This window comes from Rhizobium sp. WW22, from assembly GCF_047041135.1.
In the GTDB taxonomy this organism is placed as follows: domain Bacteria; phylum Pseudomonadota; class Alphaproteobacteria; order Rhizobiales; family Rhizobiaceae; genus Rhizobium.
This window is the reverse complement of record NZ_CP178198.1, coordinates 719,418-736,298: the sequence shown is the minus strand read 5'-3', so window position 1 is coordinate 736,298 and position 16,881 is coordinate 719,418. Positions and strand designations below refer to the sequence as shown.

The window sequence follows — 16,881 nt, the reverse complement described above, 5'->3', positions numbered from 1 at the left end:
TGGCGACGGCCCCTTTTTTATTTATTCCGGCACTGGCAGCTTCAACGCACCATTGGTTTTGATGGTGCGAATGGCGAAGTTCGAACGCAGGTCGACCACGCCGGGAAGAACAAGCAGCTTTTCCGACATCACCTTTTCATAAGCCGCAAGATCCTCCACCACGACTTCAGCCAGGAAATCGGCCGTGCCCGAAATTAGATGGCAGGCGACGACTTCCGGAATGGCGAGTAATGCTGCCTGCTGCGTCTCGGAATTCTCCTTTGAATGATGACCGACCTTGAGTTCCACGAAGACCGTGAGGCCGAGGCCGGCCTGCTTGCGGTCGATATCTGCGCGGTAGCCGCGCAAGAGCCCGGATTTTTCCAGATTTCGGATGCGCCTGAGGCAGGGAGACGGCGAGAGATTTACGCGCTCGGCAATCTCGACATTGGTGGCGCGCGCATCCTCCTGCAGGCAGTTAAGGATCGCAATATCGAATTTATCCAGCTTTGGCATTTCCGGGAAACTCAATCATGAATTTTGGCAGATCATTGCTCGTAGCATGATTTTTGAGCCATAACTAGCAAGGACATGCCTCGGCCTTCGGAGCTATCTTCTCTTCATTCGAAAGATAACCGGATCGTTGGAAAGGATATGTCGATGACCGCTTTGTCTCTCTCCACCCGCAAGGCAACCCCCACCATGGTCGGCTATGCAGGTGCCATCGTGACCGTCTTGATCTGGGCAAACTGGATTCTTGCCACCCGTCATACAGCCGAAACGCAGATGGGCACGATCGATCTCGGCCTGATCCGCTACGGCGTGCCGGCCTTGGTGCTGGCTCCTGTCTGGTGGCGGACAGGCCTGCTGCCGAAGGGCGTACCTTTGAAGCTGCTGGCGTTGATGGTCTGCGGCTCCGGCGCCCTCTTCTTCCAGCTCACCACCTTCGCCATCCAGTTCACGCCGGCATCGTCGGCCGGCATTCTGCTCGGCGGTTCCATGCCGCTGGCAGCAGCCCTGATCGGTATGGCTTTGTTCCGCGAACGGCTCGACATCACGCGCTGGCTCGGTCTTGGCGGCATCGTCGCCGGCGTCGTCATCCTGCTTGCCCGCAGCCTCTATGGCGTGCAGATTTCCCGGGAGGGCTTTACGCTGCTGCCGCTTGCCGCCCTGCTCTGGGCAACCTATACCCACGCCTTCCGCCGCTCCGGGCTGAGCGCCGTGCAGTCGAGCGCCATCATCGCCGTCTGGTCGTTCCTGATCCATGTCGCACTGGCCGCCATCTTCGGCAGCTCGCTTGCCTCGGTGCCGCTACCGGAAATCGGTCTGCAGATCGTCAGCCAAGGGCTGCTGTCAGGTCTTGCCGCCACGCTTGCCTATGGTCTTGCTGTCCAGGCTCTCGGTGGCACGCAGGCCGCAGCCTTCACCGCCATCACCCCCGTTCTTGCCACGATCGGCGGCGGCTTTCTGCTCGGTGAGGAAATCGGAATGGGTGGCATTGCAGCCGCAATCGTGACCGGCATCGGCGTTGCCCTTTCCACAGGCCTGCTCGCTCGGAAGGCCATTCAGCACTGAATCGCATCTTGCGGAGATATGGAGCGGTTCAGCGAAGTGCTGCGCCGCTCTTTCTATTTGCCCCTGCAATTTACGAAACAAGAGTCAAAATCGAAGCGCCATGGCCACACGCCTCGCCGGATCGGCACCGTGGGCAATCTCATTCTCAAGGATCTGCGTGAGAACGGCCGGCCTGTCATCGTCATTCAGTATGCGAAACCCCATCGAGGCATAGAACGGCGCGTTGAAGGCCGCTTGCCGATCTGTCGTCAGAGTGACGCCTGCGGCATTTTGAGCCCTGGCCGCTTCAATCGCAGCCTCCATCAGCCGACGTCCCACACCTCGCTTCTGCCAACGCCTGACAACATCGAGTTCAGCAATATGAACCGAGCCATCTTTCATAATGCCGGCCAGAAAGCCGAAGGGTTGATCTTCATCGTCGACGGCAACCAACAGCAAGCCTTCCGCAAGGGATTGCTCCAACACGTCGAGAGGCAGCGATGTCGGCTCGCAGGCGACCGCGCCGGCCCCATGCAGAGCCCAGAAGGCATCGATCTCGATGGCAGCGAGCAGATGCAGTTCGTCGTCCCTGGCCGAGCGGATCGTCCAGGCGCCTTGTTCGATCTCCGTCATCGCATCTCACATATTCGGATAGACCGGTCCCTCACCACCCTGCGGTGGAACCCAGTTGATGTTCTGGTTCGGGTCCTTGATGTCGCAGGTCTTGCAGTGGACGCAGTTCTGGGCGTTGATGACAAAGGTTTCCTTGCCGTCTTTTTCGACCCATTCATAGACGCCGGCCGGACAGTAGCGCGTCGACGGACCGGCGAAGACATCGTGCTCCGACGATACCTGCAACGCCATGTCCCTGACCTGCAGATGCACCGGCTGATCTTCCTCGTGGTTGGTGTTCGACAGGAACACCGAGGAGAGACGGTCGAAGGTCAGGACGCCATCCGGCTTCGGATAGTCGATCTTCTGGTGCTGGGCGGCAGGCTCCAGCGAGGCGGCATCCGTCTTGCCATGCTTCAGCGTGCCGAAGAAGGAGAAGCCGAACAGCTGGTTCGTCCACATGTCCAGGCCGCCGAGCGCCACGCCGACTGCCGTGCCGAACTTCGACCAGAGCGGCTTGACGTTCCTGACGCGCTTCAGGTCCTTGCCGATATCCGACTGGCGCCATTCGTTCTCGATCTCGATCACTTCGTCATTGCCGCGACCGGCAGCAATCGCCTCAGCGATCCTGTCCGCCGCCAGCATGCCTGATAGTACCGCATTGTGGCTGCCCTTGATGCGAGGCACGTTGACGAAGCCGGCCGAGCAGCCGATCAGCGCGCCGCCGGGGAAGGTGAGCTTCGGCACCGACTGGTATCCGCCCTCCGTGATGGCGCGCGCGCCATAGGAGATGCGCTTGCCGCCTTCGAAAGTGCCGCGGATCGCCGGATGCGTCTTGAAGCGCTGGAACTCCTCGAAGGGATAGAGATAAGGGTTCTTGTAATTGAGGTGCACGACGAAGCCGACGGCGACGAGATTGTCCTCCAGATGATAGAGGAACGAACCGCCGCCGGTCTTCATGCCGAGCGGCCAGCCGAAGGAGTGCTGCACGAGGCCTTGTCTGTGGTTCTCCGCCTTGACCTGCCAGAGTTCCTTGATGCCGATGCCGAACTTCGGCACGTCGCTGTCCCGCGCAAGATCGAACTTGGCAATGAGCTGCTTGGCGAGCGAACCGCGCACGCCCTCGCCGATCAGTACGTATTTGCCTAAGAGCGCCATGCCGCGCGTATAGTTCGGGCCGGGCTCGCCATTCTTCTCGATGCCCATGTCGCCGGTCGCGACACCGATGACGGCGCCCTCGTCATTATAGAGCACTTCGGTCGCGGCAAAGCCGGGATAGATCTCGACGCCGAGGGCTTCAGCCTTTTCGGCCAGCCAGCGACAGACGTTACCGAGCGATACGATATAGTTGCCGTGATTGTTCATCAACGGCGGCATCAGGAAATTCGGCAGGCGGACGGAGCCGGCGGGGCCTAGGAACAGGAAGTGGTCCGATGTCACCTCGGTCTTGAAGGGATGCCCCTCCTCCTCGCGCCAACCCGGCAGCAGCCGGTCGATGCCGATCGGATCGACGACGGCGCCTGACAGGATATGCGCGCCGACCTCGGCTCCCTTCTCGAGCACGACGACGGTCAGATCCGGATTGATCTGCTTCAGCCGGATCGCAGCCGACAGGCCCGCAGGACCTGCGCCGACAATCACAACGTCGAATTCCATGCTCTCGCGTTCCGGCAGCTCGCTGGCGTCTGTCATTCATCTTCTCCGCTTGGCCGGCGTCCGATGATCTCGGACCACGGCCTCATCCCCTTTGGGCGTCTTCCCCGTTTCGGTTATCTCTTGTCAAAATGAGAGGGGATTGTCGAGCCGGGAAGCGACAGGCAATCCTCCAATTCGCCCAACACGTAAAACAAGTTAAATTACTCTTACGTTAACGTCAATATTCCGCTGGTATTTGCGACCGCCTGCGAAGTGCGCCTTCCATAGTCCTCCGATGGCTCTATAAATGCCGATCAGACAATCCGAATAGCATGAAGGGTGATCAGGATGGATCTTGGTATTGGCGGAAAGCGCGCACTGGTGCTCGCGTCGTCGAAGGGGCTGGGCCATGGCATTGCAGTGGCGCTCGCCCGCGAGGGCGCGAATGTCTTGCTCTGTGGCCGAAGCGGCGACAGGCTCGAGAACAATTGCAAGGCCATCAATGCTGAAGGCAAGGGTCGGGCAGACTGGATCTGGGCCGACCTCAATGACGAGAACTTCGTGGATGTCGTCACCAAGGCAGCCATAGAGAAGCTGGCCGGCATCGATATCCTCGTCAACAATAGCGGCGGCCCCACTCCGGGGATGACGGAAGATATGACCGCCGAACGGCTGGAGACTTATTTCATCTCGATGGTGTCACGGATCATCACCCTGACCAATGCGCTCTTACCAGGCATGAAAACACAAGGCTGGGGACGTATTCTCACCGTCGCCTCCTCCGGTGTCATCGAGCCCATTCCCAATCTCGCGCTTTCCAACACGCTTCGCCCGGCGCTTGCCGGCTGGAGCAAGACGCTGGCCAGCGAAGTGGCCGCGCATGGCGTCACGGTCAACATGCTGCTGCCGGGCAGCATTGCGACCGACCGGCTGGCGGAGCTCGATACCGCGACGGCCAAGCGCGGAGGCAGGAGCCTAGAAGATGTAAGCGCCGAACGCCAGCAGCGCATCCCGGCCGGCCGCTACGGACGCGTCGAGGAGTTCGCCGCTACAGCAGCATTCCTCTGCAGCCAACCGGCAAGCTACGTCACGGGCACCATGGTTCGCTGCGATGGGGGAGCTGCTCGCTCACTATAAGGTCGCCACCGGCGAACAGTGCGGGCCCTTGCCATAGGGCCTGACAACACAATTCCGTGAGCGGCGCGACGCTTCTTTACACGCTGCAGCACGTCTGCGGAGTATAAATGCTGCCTCAGGCTGTTTTTCCTGCCGAATATTACGCAATGGCAATCAAAAAATAGTCATTTGACTGTTTGCTGCACTGCACAAACAGAACCTATTCCAAAGCTTTCCAAGCTTTAATTTTTCGCCCTCCGGAACTGTGATAAATTGCACGGCATCAGCGTTCATGAATTCGCGTAAAAAGGGACAGAATTACCGAACGTTAGCGGCGACGGCTATGTGATGAACTGCAGCGAGGCGCGTCTTTGTTGTGCGGCGCAGCAGATACACTTCACCGTCACCGCGCTTCCTGCAACAAGCCCCGACCGGTTCTTTAAATATGAAAAAACTTTGGCTTCCCCTCGGCCTTCTTGTCGTCGCAGCCCTTGCAGCATGGAGCTATCGCGACCGTATTCCTTTCCTTTCCGCCTTTGTCGATCAAGCCTCCGCAGAAACCAAAGATGCTGGAAAAGCGGCAGGCAATCAAAAGCACAAGGCGCTGTCTTCCGTCGTCAAGACGGCCGCGGTTGAGAAGAGAACTCTGCCCAACGATATTACAGCAACAGGCTCGGCTGTTGCGCAGAATACGACGACCATCGCCGCGCAGGAATCCGGGATCATTACCTCGATCGAAGCGCAGGACGGCGTGATGGTGAAGGCCGGCGACCTGATCGCCAAGCTCGATGCGCGAACCGCGCAGGCCGCCGTCGACAAGGACCAGGCGACCATAGTCAAGGATCAGGCGACGCTCGTGGCGGCGGAAGCCGCGCTCACCCGAGCCAAGAGCCTGCTCAACAATGCCGGAACGCAACAGACCGTCGATCAGGCCGTGGCGGCCCGCGATACCGCGGCGGCCGACGTCAATGCCGACAAGGCCCAGCTCGCGTCCGATCAGGTTCTCCTGGAAAACACTGAGATCCGCGCCCCTTATGACGGACGTCTCGGCAATGTCGTTCCGAGCCCCGGTGCCTATGTGACGCCGGGTACTGCCATCGTGACCATTACGCAATACAATCCGATCTACGTGCAATTCCACATGCAGGAGAATCAGCTGCGGGAATTGGAGGAAGCGATGAAGGCCGGCACCGTGCCGGTCAGCACCGTTCCGAATTCGAGCAAGGGCAAATCCCGCCAGGGCGCAGTCAGCTTCTTCGACAATTCCGTGGATACCGCCTCCGGCACCATCCTCGTCAAGGCAAAGTTCGACAATGCCAATGGCGCGATCTGGCCTGGCAGATCGGTCAACGTCGTCGTTCATCTGACCGACAACGAGCCCGTGATCGTCGCTCCGACGGTTGCGATCAGCCCCGGCCCGGATGGCTTCTATGCCTATGTCGTCAAGGACAACAAGGTTCATTTGACGCCCGTCACCGTGGAACGGCAGAACGGCAGCTTCACCGCAGTCGCCAAGGGACTTTCGCAAGGCGATCATGTCGTCACTGAAGGACAGGTGCAGCTGATCGACGGACAGACGGTCGTCGAGCAGTTCAATGACGAAAAACCTGAGAAGGTGGCCGCCGCCAACGATCAGTCGAGCCAGAAGAGCGAAACGATTTCCGTTGGAGCACAGCAATGATCCCACAATTCTGTATCCAGCGACCGGTCGCGACCACACTTCTGGCGTTGGGTGTAGTCATGGCCGGCCTCGCCGGCTATCAGCTCCTGCCCGTCGCAGCCCTGCCGCAGGTGGATTTTCCCACCATCAACGTTTCGGCACAGCTGACCGGCGCTTCGCCGCAGACAATGGCGACTTCAGTCTCCACGCCGCTGATCAAGCAGTTCGAGACCATCCCCGGCATCAGTGAAATCTCAGCCACGAACTCGCTCGGCAATACGAGCATCGTGCTGCAGTTCGATCTCAACCGCAGCATCGACGCCGCCGCGGCCGACGTTCAGGCGGCGATCTCGAATGCGACGCGTCAATTGCCCAACAATCTAACGACGCCACCGGGCTACAGGAAGACGAATCCGGCCGACGCGCCGATCATGCTGCTTGCTGTGCAGAGCGATACGATGCCGCGCAGCAAGCTGGACGAAATTGCCGAAGATATCATTTCACCGTCGCTGTCGACGCTTCCGGGCGTTGCCGAAGTGACCGTCTATGGTGCCCAGACCTATGCCGTGCGTGTCGAAGTCGATCCGGACAAGCTCTTGGCGCGCGGTATCGGGATCGATACCGTCAACACCGCCATCGTCAATGCCAACAGCCAGGTTCCGGTCGGCACTCTGCAGAACAACAAGCAGAGCATGACGCTCAATGCCAACACGCAGAATACCAATGCCGCGCAATTCAAGTCGCTGGTCATTGCCAATCCCAATGGCGCGCCGATCCATCTGAGCGATGTCGCCAACGTTCAGGACAGCGTGCAGAACACCAATGCCGGCTCCTGGTATGACGGCAAGCAGGCGATCATTCTCGCCATCCAGCGCCAGCCGGACGCCAATACGGTCGATGTGGTCGATGCGATCAACGCCAAGCTGCCGCAGCTCCATGCGGAAATTCCGGCTTCGGTGCAGACGCATATCATGAATGACTCGGCTCAGCCGATCCGCGACGCGATCAAGGACGTCAAGTTTACCTTGATGCTGACCATCGGCCTCGTCGTGCTGGTAATCTATCTGTTCACCGGTCACGTCACGGCCACGATCATCCCCGGCCTTGCCGTGCCGTTGTCGCTGATTTCGACCTTCGGCATGATGTATGTGCTCGGCTATAGCATCGACAACATATCACTGCTGGGATTGACGCTCGCCGTCGGCCTTGTGGTGGACGACGCGATCGTCATGCTGGAAAACATATTGCGGCATGTCGAAGACGGGATGCCGGTGCTGCAGGCGGCGATCAAGGGATCGGCCGAAGTCAGCTACACCATCATTTCCATGTCCATCTCGCTGATCGCGGTGTTCATCCCGATCCTGCTGATGGGCGGCGTAGTCGGCCGTATTTTCAACGAGTTCGGCATGGTGGTCGCCATCGCTATCGTGTCTTCAGCGGTCGTGTCGCTCACGGTCACGCCGATGCTCAGCTCGCGTCTTTCGGCGGGCCATAGCCAGCCCCCCTATCCGGTACGCCTGTTCAACCGCGGCTTCGACTGGACGCAGCGCGGCTATGACAAGGGCGTCGCCTGGTGCCTGCGCAATCGCGGTTTCGTTCTCCTGAGTTTCCTCGGTTCGGTCGCGCTTTCCGTCTATCTCTTCATGGTGCTGCCGGCCAGCTTCTTTCCGACCGAGGATATCGGCCGCCTGCAGATTTCCACCCAGGCGCGTCAGGACATCTCCTATCCGGCGATGCGCGACCTACAGAACCAGGCCGCCGCACTCGTCAGGCAGAACCCAGCCGTCGACCACGTCATGTCCATCGTCGGCGGCAGTGTGCGCCAGCCGCTGAACAACGGCACCATGTTTGTCCAGCTGAAGCCGAAGGAGCAGCGGGCACCGCTCGATCAGACGCTGCGTGAATTGCGGTCCAGCATCGGCACCATCGCCGGCCTGAAGGCCTATCTTACGCCCCAGCAAAGCCTGCGCTTCGGAGGCCGGCAGACCGCCAGCCAATATCAGCTCATTATCCAGGCGCTGAGTGCCGACCAGACCAACCTCTGGGCCAACAAGATGCTGGATGCGATGCGCCGCGATCCGAGCTTTACCGACGTCGCCTCGGACGAGCAGAACAACGCTTTGCAGGCCAACATCGTCATCGATACCGAAAAGGCGGCACAATACGGGATCAACAACAATCAGCTGCGCACCACGCTGGAAGAAGCGTTCGGCGGCTATGACGCCGCACAGATCCAGACGACCGGCGACAGCTATGACGTTATGGTCGAATTCGACACCAGCAAGCCCTGGGACGACCAAAGGCTCCAGGATATCCACGTTGCTTCATCAAAAGGCGCGCTGGTTCCCCTGTCCGCTTTCGCTCATGTCCAGCGCACCACCGGTCCGGTCACCATCAACCAGACGGGCCAGCTCGTGTCGACGACGGTTTCCTTCAACCTGCCGGCCGGCGAAGCGCTTGGCGATGCCACGGCGAAGATCGATCAGATCAAGAAGGACATCAACATGCCGGCGGACATCTTCACGTCCTACGGCGGTACAGCACAGATCTTCCAGCAGTCGCAGGGCAGCACGCCTTACCTGATCCTGGCTGCCGTGCTGACGATCTACGTGGTCCTTGGCGTTCTCTATGAAAGCTTCATCCATCCGCTGACCATTCTTTCCGGCCTGCCGGCTGCTGCTCTCGGCGCCCTTCTCGCCTTGAAGGTGTTCGGCTTCGATCTCTCGATCATCGCGCTCATCGGCTTGCTGATGCTGATCGGCATCGTGAAGAAGAATGCGATCATGATGATCGACGTCGCGCTGGAAACGCTGCGCTCGACAACAGACATATCGCCCGCAGAGGCCATCCATGAGGCCTGCGTGCGCCGCTTCCGCCCGATCATGATGACGACCTTCTGCGCGCTGCTCGGCGCCCTGCCGATCGCGGTCGGCGGCGGTGCGAGCTCCGAACTCCGGCAGCCGCTTGGTATCGCCGTTGTCGGCGGCCTGGTGGTCTCCCAGCTTCTCACGCTGTTCATCACACCCGTCATCTTCCTGGAGATGAATCGCCTCAACGACTTCCTTGCCCGTCTCACCAAGCGCAAGGAGGCGGACCCGCATCACAAGGATCCGCCAGCGGCCATCGCCGCCGAATAAGGTCAGCGGGCGCCAAAAGGCGCCCGTTCTTTTGCCAGTTAACCGGGTGCGGAAGGGCTGCCGGCTGACGTCGCTGCGGGCAAAAATAAAAGCATCACCCCGGCTTGAAGTTGAAGCTTAGCCATGTCATGACGCGCCCTCTTTGCGACAGGGCGCGTCAGCGTCTCATAGGGGCTTGGCCCCAATCCAGACAATTTGGACGGAAGGGAGTGCGGGCATGGCTCGGGCGCTTGGTTTCGACTTCGGCACGACGAATACGGTTCTGGCGATGGCCGATGGACCCGCGACACAATCGGTCGCCTTCAACAGCGCTGCCGGCACGGCGGACAGCATGCGCACCGCGCTCTCTTTCATGAAGGATCCGGGATTGGGCGCGGCCGCACTCAAGGTCGAAGCCGGGCACGCGGCCATCCAACAGTTCATCGACAATCCCGGTGACTGTCGCTTCCTGCAGTCGATTAAGACCTTTGCGGCGAGCGCTCTCTTCCAGGGCACGCTGATCTTCGCCAAACGCCACAGCTTCGAAGACCTGATGGAGATCTTCGTGCGCCGTCTGCGCGCCTATGCCGGAGAGGGATGGCCGGAGAATGTTTCGCGCATCGTTACCGGCCGGCCGGTGCATTTTGCCGGTGCCAATCCGAACCCTGCCCTTGCGACGGAGCGCTACAACGCCGCTCTTGCGCGTTTCGGCTTTCCGGAAATCCACTACGTCTACGAACCAGTAGCGGCAGCCTTCTATTTCGCCCAACACCTGAAGAAGGATGCGACCGTGCTGGTGGCCGACTTCGGCGGCGGCACGACCGACTATTCGCTTATCCGCTTCGAGACCCACGCCGGAAAGCTGACGGCGACGCCGATCGGCCATTCAGGCGTCGGCATCGCCGGCGATCATTTCGATTTCCGGATGATCGACAACGTCGTCTCGCCAGTCATCGGCAAGGGCAGCTTCTTCAAGAGCTTCGACAAGCTTTTGGAAGTACCGACCTCATATTACGCCAATTTCGGCCGCTGGAATCAGCTCTCGATCTTCAAGACCTCGCGCGAATATGCCGACCTGAAGACGCTGGTGCGCAGCAGCCTGGAGCCGGAGAAGCTGGAGACCTTCATCGAGCTCGTCGAGCATGACGAAGGCTATCCGCTCTATCAGGCCGTATCGGCGACGAAAATGGCGCTTTCGAGCGAGGAAGAGGCCGAATTCAACTTCCCGCCGCTCGGTAAGGCCGGCCGCAAGCACGTTCGCCGCGCCGACTTCGAAAGCTGGATCGCCGACGATCTCGCCCGCATCGAAGGGGCGCTGGACGACGTGCTGACAACGACGAACACATCACCCGATGCGATCGACAAAGTGTTTCTGACGGGAGGCACCTCCTTCGTGCCGGCCGTTCGGCGCATCTTCACGGAACGCTTCGGCCAGGAGCGGATCGAGACGGGCGGCGAACTGCTGTCCATCGCCCATGGCCTGGCCTTGATCGGCGAGCGCGACGATATCGCCCAGTGGACGGCCTGACATAGCGCCCACCCTGCCCTTTCGTTCGTGCGCCGCTTTGGATAGAGTTCGCACATGATTTCCGCCAGCGACCTCACACCGGCCGAGCTTGCCGCCCTTCTGCATTTCCATGCGGATGCCGGAGTCGACTGGCTGCTGGAAGATCAGCCGGTGGATCGGTTTGCCGAATTCGAGGCCATGCGCGCAGCTAGGCAGGGCGCGCGGGCAGCGCAGCCTCGGCCTGAAGCTACAGCACCTGCGGCGCGGCCCCGAACCGAGCGCCGCCCGGCAACTAAGCCAGCGGCAGCGCCGCCGCGTGCGACGCCCGCCATTCCTGACGAGCAAGCTGTAGAGCAGGCCCGATTCGCCGCCGAAAGCGCGCGGTCACTCAGCGAGTTGAAAACTGCACTCGAAGCCTTCAACGGCTGCAATCTCAAGAACAGCGCACGCTCGACGATCTTTGCCAGTGGCACACCGGAGGGCCGCATCATGGTAATCGGGCCGATGCCGAGCGCCGACGACGATCGTGAGGGGGCGCCCTTTGCCGGCCGCGCGGGACAGTTACTCGACAGAATGCTTGCCGCCATCGGCCTGAAGCGCGATGAGATCCTGCTGACCAACGTCATTCCATGGCGGCCGCCGGGCAACCGAGCCCCTTCCCCACCCGAAATCGAGATATGCCGTCCGTTCATAGAAAGGCAGATTGCTCTGGCCGAGCCCAAGGCAGTGCTTCTGCTTGGCAATTTCACCGCCCGGCATTTTTTCGGAAGTACTGAAACCATCCATGGATTGCGTGGAGAGTGGCGGGAAATAAGCGTTTCCGGTCGAACAATACCGGCCATCGCCAGCCTTCATCCCCAGGAATTACTGACCGCGCCGGTCAACAAGCGGCTGGCCTGGAGCGATCTTCTTACCTTCAAGAATTATATCGCCGCTGAAATATTAGGCTGATTCTCCCAATTACTAACGAAATATGATCATGGTCATGCATTTTTCGCATGGCAGTTCTCCTCTGTTGTGCATTGCGGAATCAATGTTGCATTGCAATATATGCTGGTGTCTTGGGAGGAATCTCGAAAGGAACCAAGGCCATGACTGCACGTTTTCGTCCTATCCACTGCGGGTTTGATACCCTGCGCCGCGCGCTGGAGCCTGTGCGCGCGTCAAATGGACATCGCAACCTCGGCATCGCTGCCAATGAGCAGATGACCGCGCGAGGCACCGGGCTGTCGGCTCGTGTGAGCCGCCCGACGACGATCTTCGCCGATTTCCGCGCCTGCTAACCGACAGGCGCGACTAGGCCAGCAATCCAGCTAAAAAGTTTGAGTATCAGGAACGACACCATGTCTTCGGGTTTGCGTCCATTCATCGCCCTGTTCGATTCCGTCGGCCATATCGGCGCGGCGGTTCGCGCCGCCGAAGAATTCGAGCGTGCGCGCAACGTCAGCAAAGACGGCACCTTCCACGCACGAAGTGCGGCAGCCAGCATCCCACTTTAAGGATCGGGATCAGCTTCGGGAGGCTGATTGCGCCCAGGCAAAGGCCTCATCGACCGCCGCCAATTTTATGGCCTGCCAGCCGCAATATTGATCGAGAAAATTGCGCGAGATCCACATCTGGGTCTTCTTGGATTCGTACCAGCCGACATCGCCGCGATCAGCCGACTTGCGCAAGATACGTTGCAGATGCGTTCGCGATATCATGAAATGGGTCGCCAAAGCGCGCGCATCGACGTGACCGATATCGATCCGATCGCCCGCCTTCCCGTCGAGTTCGAGCCTCGACATGATGTAATCGACGACCAGACCTCCGGATTCCGTCCAAAGAAACAGACCGACACTCTCCGGCGGTTCGCGCCAAAGATCGGCTGCCAGGCAGGTGCGCGCCATACGCGGCTGCGCTAGGTCCAGGAGCATGGGTGAGGCAACGAGCGCGGCTGCGCGGCTGCCGTCGTCAATCAGATCGAGCGCCGCCAAATTGGCGAGATACCAACCGAACATTCCCGAATAGGCGGTTTCAGTCGGCACGTAACGCCGCGGGCGGCGAGCCGGCCCAGGTGCCAACTCCAGAAAGCGATAGGTCAACAACTCCTCGATAAAACTCAAGACCGTATTGCGGCTGGCAATGCGATAATGGGTGATGAGGTCACGCAGCGCGACGACAGTCAGCCCGGAGCGGGGATGCTCCGGATCATGTTCAAGATGGAGCGCATAGGCGGATTGGCTTAGCAGCCAGCGCTGATGTGAGGCGAGCATACGCGCAATCCTCGGACCGTTGTCGTAACGGTTACGCAATGTCTCGGAGAGAAAGCGCAAGGACGCTACGAACTTGGGATGGCGAGCAAGTTGCTCGATGGGAAAACTCAATCGGGCCTCCCTGGGCGCCCTTCTTAAAAAGCAGCAGAAAGTTGATGTTTCATTTTTATGAACAAAATTGCCGGAATCGATCATAATTCCGATATCTAATAGCATGCTATAGTTATGCAAGCTTGCCGATATCGCAAGAGGTTAAACGATAATTTACTTTAAATTATCGTTTCCTTACCGTAACGGTCAACATTTGACGGTAATGCAACCATGATGTTTAACCTAAACATTATGTTAGCAATTCTACTGTTGACCTGCAAATGCAGCTTCAGATTTTCTGTTTTTCATTCGAATAGCTGAAACGGGAGCGGCACATCGAGCAAATACTTACCGTGCCATAACAAAACAAATTGATGTTGCGATATGACTTTAACTTTGGTTCAGATTTCGATGTAATGATGCGGCCACTTTCGGTTCGAAGGAAAGCTTCGGACCGTGCCCGCCAAAGCATAGCCTGATCAGGATAGACCATGCGCACAGACACCGGCCAGATCATCAATCTGGCAGACTATCGCCCCACCGACTTCGTTCTGGAGCGCGTGGATCTCACCTTCGATCTCCATCCGACAGAAACTAAGGTAGAGACGCGGCTGATATTCCATCGGCGCGAGGGTGTCGATGCGAATGCGCCGCTCGTGCTTGATGGCGACGAGCTGGTGCTCTCCGGCCTGCTGCTCGATCAGAGCGAACTTCCGGCCACGCAATATGATGCAACGCCAGAAAGCCTGACCGTTCGCAACCTGCCGGAAAGCGCCCCTTTCGAACTGACGATCACGACCGTCATCAATCCGGAAGCCAACACCCAGTTGATGGGCCTCTACCGCACCGGCGGCATCTATTGCACGCAGTGCGAAGCCGAGGGCTTTCGCCGCATCACCTATTTCCCCGACAGGCCGGATGTGCTCGCCCCTTATACGGTCAATATCATCGCCGACAAGGAAGCAAACCCGCTGCTGCTGTCGAACGGCAATTTCCTCGGTGGCGCCGGCTATGGCGAAGGCAAGCATTTTGCCGCCTGGTTCGATCCGCATCCAAAGCCGAGCTATCTTTTCGCACTCGTCGCCGGCGACCTCGGCGTTGTGGAGGACACGTTCACCACAATGTCCGGCCGTGAGGTCGCACTGAAAATCTATGTCGAGCACGGCAAGGAACCGCGCGCGACTTACGCCATGGACGCGCTGAAGCGTTCGATGAAGTGGGACGAAGAGCGGTTCGGCCGCGAATACGATCTCGACATCTTCATGATCGTCGCCGTGTCGGACTTCAACATGGGAGCGATGGAAAACAAAGGCCTCAACGTCTTCAACGACAAGTACGTCCTGGCCGATCCCGAGACGGCAACTGACGCCGACTACGCCAATATCGAAGCCATCATCGCGCATGAATACTTCCATAACTGGACGGGCAACCGCATCACCTGCCGCGACTGGTTCCAGCTCTGCCTCAAGGAAGGCCTGACCGTCTATCGCGATCACGAGTTTTCCGCCGACCAGCGCTCGCGTCCCGTCAAGCGGATTGCCGAAGTCCGCCATCTGAAATCGGAACAGTTTCCGGAGGACAGCGGCCCGCTTGCCCACCCGGTGCGGCCGACGACATACCGTGAAATCAATAACTTCTATACGACGACCGTCTACGAGAAGGGCAGCGAGGTCACCCGCATGATCGCGACGCTGCTTGGCCGCGATCTGTTCAAGAAGGGCATGGATCTCTATTTCGATCGGCACGACGGACAGGCGGTGACGATCGAAGATTTCGTCAGGTGTTTCGAGGATGTCAGCGGCCGCGATCTCACGCAGTTTTCGCTCTGGTACCATCAGGCCGGTACGACGCTCGTCACCGCATCGGGCGCTTATGATGTCAATGCCAAGACATTCACCCTGTCGCTCGAACAGATGGTACCGGCAACGCCGGGCCAGACGGTCAAAAAGCCGATGCACATTCCGCTCCGCCTGGGCTTGCTCGCCGAAGACGGCGGTCTCATCACGCCGGCATCCGTGACCGGAGCAGAGCTGACCGACGACGTGCTGCACCTGACAAAGAAGGCGCAAACGGTGAGTTCCACGGCGTTCCCTCCCGGCCGGTCCTCTCGCTCAATCGCAGCTTCTCGACGCCGATCAATCTGCAATTCAGCCAGAGCACTGAGGATCTCGCATTGATCGCCCGCTATGAGACCGATCATTTCGCCCGCTGGCAGGCGCTGATCGATCTCGGCCTGCCCAACCTCTTGCAGGCGGCGCGAGATGCCCGCCAGGGTGCCGACATAACATGCGGCTCGGCCTTCACCGACGCCTTGCTGGCCGCCGCAGCCGATGAAAGTCTGGAACCGGCCTTCCGCGCTCAGGCGCTCGCCTTGCCGAGTGAATCCGACATTGCCCGCGAGCTTGGCGGCAACAATGATCCTGATGCCATCCATGCAGCGCGCCAGACAATCATTAAGCGCATCGCCGAAGCCGGAGAGGACATCTTCACCGTGCTTTATGATGGCATGCAGACGCCGGGACCGTTCACCCCCGACGCGGCAAGCGCCGGCCGCCGCGCCCTGCGCAATGCGGCACTGGGCTATCTGTCGCAACTGGATGAAACGCCGGCAAGGACTAAGGCCGCCTATGATGCGGCAAACAACATGACCGATCTTAGCGCCGCGCTGACCATTCTCGCTCAGCGGTTCCCCGACACAGTGGAGACGGCGGCAGCGCTTGCGCATTTCCGTGACCGCTTCGCGGACAATGCGCTCGTCATCGACAAATGGTTCGCGATTCAGGCGGCAATCCCGGGCGCTGGGGCGCTGGAGCGCATCCGACTGCTCATGGAAACCCCACTCTTCAAACGGACCAACCCCAATCGCGTCCGCTCGCTTATTGGCACTTTTGTCTTTACGAATCCCACGGGTTTCGGCCGGGCGGACGGCGCCGGATACCATTTCCTCGCCGACGAAATCCTCGAGATCGATCAGCGCAATCCGCAGCTTGCGGCCCGCATCCTGACCTCGATGCGCTCGTGGCGGTTGCTCGAACCCGTGCGCGCCGATCATGCCCGCTCGGCGCTGATGCGGATCGAGCGTGCGGCCGGCCTTTCGACCGACGTGCGTGACATCGTCGAGCGTATCCTTAAGGAGTGATTTCGATCACCGGCGCACTGATTTCAAAGGCTGATTTGCGTCGTCCTTTTCAGCTTCAACGAGTCCCAAACGCGTGCAACTTACCGCTGCGTGTGTAAAATATGCTGAAATCGCAGATGGTTAAGAAAGTTTTACCGCACCCTCTGGACAAGCCGAATCACGAATGATTCATTAAGGCAGATTCGGGCGAGCGGCGCAGCGAATCACACGAGGGACAA

Annotated in this window: 12 protein-coding genes and 1 pseudogene; 9 read left to right on the top strand and 4 right to left on the bottom strand. The window is 59.5% G+C overall.

Annotated features, from left to right (window positions below; all coding sequences use genetic code 11):
- Nucleotides 1–21 precede the first annotated feature (21 nt).
- Nucleotides 22–495 carry an Lrp/AsnC family transcriptional regulator gene (locus ACK83U_RS03720; RefSeq protein WP_112414572.1) on the bottom strand — a complete coding sequence of 158 codons (474 nt, stop codon included), beginning with the start codon at nt 493–495 and terminating at the stop codon, nt 22–24.
- 144 nt (nt 496–639) lie between these two features.
- On the opposite strand from ACK83U_RS03720, the gene ACK83U_RS03715 reads away from it, so the two are divergent.
- Complete coding sequence (locus ACK83U_RS03715) at nt 640–1,554, top strand: DMT family transporter (RefSeq protein ID WP_112607631.1); 915 nt, start codon at nt 640–642, stop codon at nt 1,552–1,554.
- An 84-nt stretch (nt 1,555–1,638) separates the two neighbouring features.
- On the opposite strand, the gene ACK83U_RS03710 is transcribed toward ACK83U_RS03715, so the two are convergent.
- Together ACK83U_RS03710 and ACK83U_RS03705 are read right to left on the bottom strand one after the other, a co-directional pair.
- The gene (locus ACK83U_RS03710; protein ID WP_112607475.1) at nt 1,639–2,166 is read right to left on the bottom strand and encodes a GNAT family N-acetyltransferase; all 528 of its coding nucleotides are present in this window, start codon (nt 2,164–2,166) and stop codon (nt 1,639–1,641) included.
- Between the two features lie 6 nt (nt 2,167–2,172).
- Nucleotides 2,173–3,837: an electron transfer flavoprotein-ubiquinone oxidoreductase gene (locus tag ACK83U_RS03705; protein WP_112607477.1), complete on the bottom strand. Its 1,665-nt coding sequence runs from the start codon at nt 3,835–3,837 to the stop codon at nt 2,173–2,175.
- 291 nt (nt 3,838–4,128) lie between these two features.
- Between ACK83U_RS03705 and ACK83U_RS03700 the strand changes: the two genes are divergently transcribed.
- The 7 genes from ACK83U_RS03700 to ACK83U_RS03670 all read left to right on the top strand — a co-directional run bounded on the left by ACK83U_RS03700 (nt 4,129) and on the right by ACK83U_RS03670 (nt 12,678).
- Nucleotides 4,129–4,917 (top strand): SDR family oxidoreductase, encoded by a 789-nt coding sequence (locus tag ACK83U_RS03700; protein WP_112335652.1) that lies wholly within the window; start codon nt 4,129–4,131, stop codon nt 4,915–4,917.
- A 424-nt stretch (nt 4,918–5,341) separates the two neighbouring features.
- Nucleotides 5,342–6,577, top strand: a complete 1,236-nt coding sequence (locus ACK83U_RS03695) for an efflux RND transporter periplasmic adaptor subunit (protein WP_112607479.1) — start codon at nt 5,342–5,344, stop codon at nt 6,575–6,577.
- A complete protein-coding gene (locus ACK83U_RS03690) occupies nt 6,574–9,693 on the top strand; it encodes an efflux RND transporter permease subunit (protein ID WP_112607482.1) in 3,120 nt (1,039 codons plus the stop codon). Before ACK83U_RS03695 ends, ACK83U_RS03690 begins: the two co-directional genes overlap by 4 nt.
- A gap of 217 nt (nt 9,694–9,910) precedes the next feature.
- The gene (locus ACK83U_RS03685) at nt 9,911–11,200 is read left to right on the top strand and encodes an Hsp70 family protein (protein ID WP_112607484.1); all 1,290 of its coding nucleotides are present in this window, start codon (nt 9,911–9,913) and stop codon (nt 11,198–11,200) included.
- A gap of 54 nt (nt 11,201–11,254) precedes the next feature.
- On the top strand, nt 11,255–12,130 hold the full coding sequence (locus ACK83U_RS03680; RefSeq protein ID WP_112607486.1) for a uracil-DNA glycosylase: 876 nt from the start codon (nt 11,255–11,257) through the stop codon (nt 12,128–12,130).
- 140 nt (nt 12,131–12,270) lie between these two features.
- Nucleotides 12,271–12,462, top strand: a complete 192-nt coding sequence (locus tag ACK83U_RS03675; protein ID WP_041677312.1) for a hypothetical protein — start codon at nt 12,271–12,273, stop codon at nt 12,460–12,462.
- A 60-nt stretch (nt 12,463–12,522) separates the two neighbouring features.
- Nucleotides 12,523–12,678, top strand: a complete 156-nt coding sequence (locus ACK83U_RS03670) for a hypothetical protein (protein ID WP_183710616.1) — start codon at nt 12,523–12,525, stop codon at nt 12,676–12,678.
- A 9-nt stretch (nt 12,679–12,687) separates the two neighbouring features.
- Here ACK83U_RS03670 and ACK83U_RS03665 read toward each other — a convergent pair whose 3' ends face one another.
- Nucleotides 12,688–13,545 carry a hypothetical protein gene (locus tag ACK83U_RS03665; protein ID WP_112607488.1) on the bottom strand — a complete coding sequence of 286 codons (858 nt, stop codon included), beginning with the start codon at nt 13,543–13,545 and terminating at the stop codon, nt 12,688–12,690.
- A gap of 470 nt (nt 13,546–14,015) precedes the next feature.
- Between ACK83U_RS03665 and pepN the strand changes: the two are divergent.
- Nucleotides 14,016–16,663 (top strand): annotated as a pseudogene (pepN, locus tag ACK83U_RS03660) (aminopeptidase N).
- Nucleotides 16,664–16,881 lie beyond the last annotated feature (218 nt).

Coding starts and splice junctions, on each gene's coding strand:
- ACK83U_RS03720 (WP_112414572.1), bottom strand. CDS start 495: ATGCCAAAGCTGGATAAATTCGATATTGCGATCCTTAACTGCCTGCAG.
- ACK83U_RS03685 (WP_112607484.1), top strand. CDS start 9,911: ATGGCTCGGGCGCTTGGTTTCGACTTCGGCACGACGAATACGGTTCTG.
- ACK83U_RS03680 (WP_112607486.1), top strand. CDS start 11,255: ATGATTTCCGCCAGCGACCTCACACCGGCCGAGCTTGCCGCCCTTCTG.
- ACK83U_RS03675 (WP_041677312.1), top strand. CDS start 12,271: ATGACTGCACGTTTTCGTCCTATCCACTGCGGGTTTGATACCCTGCGC.
- ACK83U_RS03710 (WP_112607475.1), bottom strand. CDS start 2,166: ATGACGGAGATCGAACAAGGCGCCTGGACGATCCGCTCGGCCAGGGAC.
- ACK83U_RS03670 (WP_183710616.1), top strand. CDS start 12,523: ATGTCTTCGGGTTTGCGTCCATTCATCGCCCTGTTCGATTCCGTCGGC.
- ACK83U_RS03695 (WP_112607479.1), top strand. CDS start 5,342: ATGAAAAAACTTTGGCTTCCCCTCGGCCTTCTTGTCGTCGCAGCCCTT.
- ACK83U_RS03715 (WP_112607631.1), top strand. CDS start 640: ATGACCGCTTTGTCTCTCTCCACCCGCAAGGCAACCCCCACCATGGTC.
- ACK83U_RS03705 (WP_112607477.1), bottom strand. CDS start 3,837: ATGACAGACGCCAGCGAGCTGCCGGAACGCGAGAGCATGGAATTCGAC.
- ACK83U_RS03700 (WP_112335652.1), top strand. CDS start 4,129: ATGGATCTTGGTATTGGCGGAAAGCGCGCACTGGTGCTCGCGTCGTCG.
- ACK83U_RS03690 (WP_112607482.1), top strand. CDS start 6,574: ATGATCCCACAATTCTGTATCCAGCGACCGGTCGCGACCACACTTCTG.